Annotated in this window: 3 protein-coding genes; all 3 read right to left on the reverse strand. The window is 33.9% G+C overall.

What is annotated here, in order from left to right; translation table 11 throughout:
- Positions 1–950: 950 nt before the first annotated feature.
- Entirely contained in the window at positions 951–2,114 is a 1,164-nt protein-coding gene (locus tag ACRD62_RS22165; protein WP_430822270.1) for a hypothetical protein, read from the reverse strand.
- 809 nt (positions 2,115–2,923) lie between these two features.
- Positions 2,924–3,562, reverse strand: coding sequence for a DUF6266 family protein (locus ACRD62_RS22170; RefSeq protein WP_430822271.1), 639 nt, complete (start codon positions 3,560–3,562; stop codon positions 2,924–2,926).
- Positions 3,549–3,788, reverse strand: a complete 240-nt coding sequence (locus tag ACRD62_RS22175; protein WP_430822272.1) for a hypothetical protein — start codon at positions 3,786–3,788, stop codon at positions 3,549–3,551. The genes ACRD62_RS22170 and ACRD62_RS22175 overlap by 14 nt, the downstream gene beginning before the upstream one ends.
- Positions 3,789–4,625: the final 837 nt, after the last annotated feature.

Genomic DNA, 4,625 nt, shown 5'->3' on the forward strand with positions numbered 1-4,625 from the left:
CTTTTAGGGGAGGTTTGGTGGGGTATAATGAAAGTAAAGTTACAATTTGAAAGATTCCTTATTTGCAGAATCACTTTTTGGACACCCTCTTTTTTATTGAAGAAATTTTACCTTGCAATAAAAATTTCTGTAAACATTTAATGGAATTTCTCATGTAGCGAAAATTTAGCAGGTTTTCAAGGTGTCAAATTACTGAAGCTTCAGGATCTTTGATTCTCGCTGTAGCTGATGACAAAAAAAAGGGATAGAAAATAGGATTCCTTTCCGTCGCAATAAGTTCTACCGACAAAACAGCTTTCTGCTTGCGACGGGTTTATAGCTTTACTATATACCGTGGGGTCAAACCCACGGCTGTTACAGTCAGCCTTTCAGGCTTCTTTAATCAGCTTTTAGTACTTATGCAAACGATTAACATTTAATTAGTGTAATCTGTGTAATTTGTGGTTTAAAAATATTAACAGATTTATTGATTAAGTGAGCCAATACTATTTGCTTCATTTTGTATCTAATGACATATAAAATTGAGATAAATAGGATTCCATCCCGTCGCAATATGGTTAATCGGCAAAACAGCTTTCTGTGTGCGACGGTTTTATGGCTTTACTATACCATGGGTTGAAACCCACGGCTATTACAGTCAACCTTTCTGGCTTCGATAAACAACATTTCTTTTTTAACGCTTAGTTCTTTGGTTTTCCTAACGCATTTTCCTGAAGGCACATCCCGGTAAGTTTAAGGACAGAATGGTAAAGAAGCGTATGGAACAATCATCGTTTATGAACGCCATTGAAATTTAATTCGTGAAATCAGTGCAATTTGTGGTCGAAAATATTAGCTGATATAGATGCTTTTAAACCAATTTATATTGATAGTGAGTCGAATAAATAATATAGGAATCCAAGAGTATTTACTAATTATTGGTTATAATTTAAATATCCAAATTTCCTTTATCACTTTATATCCGCATGCAACTGTTTAAAATAGGTGAGAAGTGATCCGCAACTTAAATATCCTGAACCTTTGTCTTTTTTAATGGATATGGTTTTGTGTAATTGTCTTGCAAAAGGTTCAATATCATAATTACCTCCTAAAGAAATTTTTTTATCAGCAATCAGATTATAAAAGTGGTTTACGAACTCCTGAGGACTTCCTTGCCATTGAAATAATGGCTCTGAAGTTGCTGATGGCTGATTAATGCATTCCTTTATTTTATTCAGGATGAATTTAATTCTGATAAGCACTTGTTTTTTGAATGAGGGATCCGGTAAGCTAAATGTTTTAATATAATTATGATATAACTTCCAATAGAGGTATTCAGATAGATATTCTGCCTGACTGTATAAATTATGAAGGCTGTGTAAATACATTTCAATAATTTCTCTTGTTTCTTCAACACTTTGCATTATCAATGATATTGTTACGGACAAAATCTGGCGATCCTGACTTGCTTTATTGTTTGTATTAAACTTTGTCAGTTGTAGTTTAGATAAAACATGAATGTAGTAACGTTCGTGTGCCATTGAAAATGAGCTCATTTTTATTAATCGGTTAACTGAGTCAGTTAGGATAAATCTATTTTTCCTGTTATTTGTCTTTATTGATTCACTTAATTCGAAAAGCCTGGACGGTATTGTTAATGCAATTTTCAGAAACGGAAATTGATTAAAGTATTCCTGGTTTTTCAGTAGGGTATTCATTGAGATTTCGGATGAATAAACGGAGCATCCGTGTTCAGAAGGTAATTCTGATAGATCACAAAAGTTCATGCTAAGTTGCAGTGATTCTTGCAGGTGAGCACATAATCCAATAAAGAACAGGATGTCATGCATATACCATTGTCTGGATTTTTGTGCTACTTGAGATAAATCAATCCAAGCCGAATTAAGTACTTTCTTAAATTGATAAATTTTATCAATATGATTTTTTAATTTGGAGCATGTACATTTATCTCCATTCATTTGGGAAAAATAATGGTTGAAAAGAATACCAAATAATTCAATTAAACAAAGATCATCTTTTATAGGAGGAAGTTCTTGAGGAATTACACTTTCATCCCAGTTTAAATTCTTTCGGATTAGAATCTCTTGTGTGATTATGCTCAAATGAAAGTACATTTGATTAACGTTTGGCTTTAGTTAAATTAGAATAATTAATTGAAAATGTCAAATATTAAGTTAATCTGAGGTGTCAATTGATTTATATATAGTTAAAGAGGGCCTTACTTTAAGCTGATTAATCGATCATCAGGATATGAATATAAACTGTGTTGCATTTTATCTGAAGGTACATGTATTTGATTTTATGGATTATATGTAAATAATACTATCTAGCCCATGGCACTAAACGACAATGTTCAAATTTAATTAGTGTAATCTTTGCAAATTGTGGTTTAAAAATAATTACAGGTTGATTGATTAAGCGAGCAAATTCTATTTGATACATTTGTAGCTAATGACATATAGAATGGAGATAAATGAGATTCCATCCCGTCGCAATAAGTTCTACCGACAAAACAGCTTTCTGCGTGCGACGGATTTACGGCTTTAATATACCGTGGGTCGAAACCCACGGCTATTAAAGTGAGCCTTTCAGGCTTCGCTAAATAACATTTCTTTTTTAACGCACCACCTTTGATTTTCTTAACGCATTTTCCTGAATCCGCATCCTGGTATGTTAATGGATAATCGGTAAATGATGATACACAGGTCTATCACTTATATACTTTTAAAAATTATAATTCGTAAAATTAGTGTAATTCGTGGATGAAAAATATTTACGGATTTTAAACTTTTATCTTCTCAGGATAATCGCTTTATAAACAAGATCGTTGATAAAATAAAGTTTGTATTGTTAATTTTATTAGAGTTGCAAAAGGAATCGTTAGAAAAGTACCCCTCCGTGCGGAAACGAAGGGGTAGAGATTTTAAGGAACAGTAATTACTCCAACTAAAGCACTGTTACTAACACTTTTGTTGTCACCTGTTCCGGCAAAGGCCATAAAACAATATAACTGTTGACCAGAACTTAAATCACTCAGATTTATTGTTCCTGATGCATTTTCTCTTTTAAAAGAATGAATGTCAAAAACAGGCCACATATTCTCAGCCAGGACAAGAAGAAGTGCCTGATCACCTGCTGCAGCATCACCTGTTTCACTATTATTATTCCATGAGAAAGTAAGTTGATTGCTTTCCAGGTGCACTTCAGGATTGAATGGTGGTTCCATTGTTCCTTTCGACATCCTGAATCTTTCGAAATTTATCTGGTATTCTGGATAATCACCTTCAATAACACTGGTTAATAAATCAGAAAGGGCCGCATTGTATGGACTCTGTTTTCTGATCTGTGTCCGGTAGCCAATTTTAATGATTGGATGAATTGGCTGAAGAAACTGTACTCCCAAAGCAAAGCGTGCCTGTTGTTTTAACTGAGCAATGCTGGGGACTCCTTTCTTGGGTCCTGCTAATGATCGTAAATAGCGTATACCTTTCCATCGACTTCCCACTACAGTACCTACCTTACCGGAAATGGCTCCCAAGATGCCTTTATCATATTTTCCCATGATTATTGTTTTTAGTTTGTGAACTTTTGTTTTGCTTATTAGTGATTTTTCGTCTGAATAAACGACTAATCAATGCAGTTAGAATACCAGCTGTCAGGCTGAGGATCGACTTAATCAAAGGTTCCCAGGATTCTTTAGGAACCAGTTCTGAAACAGAATAATCGGTTAGCTCCATGAAACCCAGAGTACCCGCAACAGCTAACACAAATAATTTAAGTGTTTCCATTATTGAACTTTTTAGCATTACAGCAACCTGTCGACCTGCTGCCTTTAAACATTTTTAAATCGTCTATGGCCAAAAGACAGAAGCAAGGTATAATGGAATCTTTTTGAATAATATAACAGTAATATTACCGTAAGAGTGGGGAATGATTAATGGATAATTGTCAGTGGTTAATTATTAATTGTATGGAGTTGAAGTTTGAAATTAGTCCGAGGTAATAAGTCCGAAGTCCGGGTGAATATTAAAGTATAATTGATGAGGTGTTAAGTTGTTGAATTGTTATAAATATGAATTGAGGAGAGGTTTAAATAAAAGGCCATTGTAATAATTCTGGAGTCAATTGAGTGACTTGGTTGTTTTGACCGGTCTTGCTACCAACACCTATAGGCTGTAAGTTGAGAGCTTTTTAATATGGACTATATTCGACACTTCTTCGGTACTTCTTCGATTTATGACCGTTCCTATAGGGTCGAAGGGTGATCGAAGGATTATCGAATAAGGTACGAAAGAGATTCGGAAGTATGTTGAAGAATATCTCAGAATAGCTGATTGTAAGAAAACTAAACTACAGGAAAGTTATAACTAGTTTGAAGCTTATAGAATGTTGAGTAAACTATAGCTTGTAAATTTAAGCATTTATGTAGTGAAATGGTTAAGCTGTTGTATTTATACTAATTAAGTAAATTTGAAATGGCAAAGAGTTTTCTTGTTTAGGAGGGAATCAGGTATCATAATTATATTGATGTGACTAGTCCTAAATAACCGTTACAAATTATTGGACTAAAATAATAACATTCTTGTTAGTCCCCAAGGGTACCCTTGGGGACTAACTTTTTACTG

The organism is Carboxylicivirga caseinilyticus, from assembly GCF_050589785.1.
GTDB lineage: Bacteria > Bacteroidota > Bacteroidia > Bacteroidales > Marinilabiliaceae > Carboxylicivirga > Carboxylicivirga caseinilyticus.